Origin of the sequence: Massilia sp. ST3 (genome assembly GCF_018119405.1) — a bacterium.
Lineage (GTDB): Bacteria > Pseudomonadota > Gammaproteobacteria > Burkholderiales > Burkholderiaceae_D > Telluria.
This window is the reverse complement of record NZ_JAGPWC010000146.1, coordinates 1-1,255: the sequence shown is the minus strand read 5'-3', so window position 1 is coordinate 1,255 and position 1,255 is coordinate 1. Positions and strand designations below refer to the sequence as shown.

Below are 1,255 nucleotides of genomic sequence, written 5' to 3'. Positions count from 1 at the left end.
ATATCCGCAGCTTCGGTGACTGGCTTAGCCCCGTTACATCTTCCGCGCAGGACGACTCGATCAGTGAGCTATTACGCTTTCTTTAAATGATGGCTGCTTCTAAGCCAACATCCTGACTGTTTTAGCCTTCCCACTTCGTTTTCCACTTAGCCAATCTTTGGGACCTTAGCTGGCGGTCTGGGTTGTTTCCCTCTTGACGCCGGACGTTAGCACCCGACGTCTGTCTCCCAAGCTCGCACTCATCGGTATTCGGAGTTTGCAATGGTTTGGTAAGTCGCAATGACCCCCTAGCCATAACAGTGCTCTACCCCCGATGGTGATACTTGAGGCACTACCTAAATAGTTTTCGGAGAGAACCAGCTATTTCCAAGTTTGTTTAGCCTTTCACCCCTACCCACAGCTCATCCCCTAATTTTTCAACATTAGTGGGTTCGGACCTCCAGGGCGTGTTACCGCACCTTCATCCTGGCCATGGGTAGATCACTTGGTTTCGGGTCTACACCCAGCGACTGTCGCCCTGTTCGGACTCGATTTCTCTACGGCTCCCCTATTCGGTTAACCTCGCCACTGAATGTAAGTCGCTGACCCATTATACAAAAGGTACGCCGTCACCCCACGAAGAGGCTCCGACTGTTTGTATGCACACGGTTTCAGGATCTATTTCACTCCCCTCCCGGGGTTCTTTTCGCCTTTCCCTCACGGTACTGGTTCACTATCGGTCGATTACGAGTATTTAGCCTTGGAGGATGGTCCCCCCATGTTCAGACAGGATTTCTCGTGTCCCGCCCTACTTGTCGTACGCTTAGTACCACCGAAGAGATTTCGTGTACGGGGCTATCACCCGCTATGGCGCCTGTTTCCAAAGGCTTCCACTATCAATTCGACTATCACGTACAGGCTCATCCCATTTCGCTCGCCACTACTTTGGGAATCTCGGTTGATTTCTTTTCCTGCAGCTACTTAGATGTTTCAGTTCGCCGCGTTCGCTTTGCATGCCTATGTATTCAGCATGCAATGACCTAAAAGGCCGGGTTTCCCCATTCGGAAATCTGCGGATCAAAGCTCGTTTGCTAGCTCCCCGCAGCTTATCGCAAGCTACTACGTCCTTCATCGCCTGTAATCGCCAAGGCATCCACCATGTGCACTTATTCGCTTGTCCCTATAACGTTGGCCCCTGCATGAGTTACAAGGATCGTCATAGAATTCAAGAGTACAACTATGTTTGCTTGATACAACAATTACTACCCTAAGTGTG

At 50.4% G+C, this 1,255-nt stretch carries 1 rRNA gene; it reads right to left on the bottom strand.

The features are described from left to right. Window positions 1-1,159, bottom strand: a 23S ribosomal RNA gene (locus tag KBW98_RS23775); the annotation flags it as partial. Window positions 1,160-1,255 lie beyond the last annotated feature (96 nt).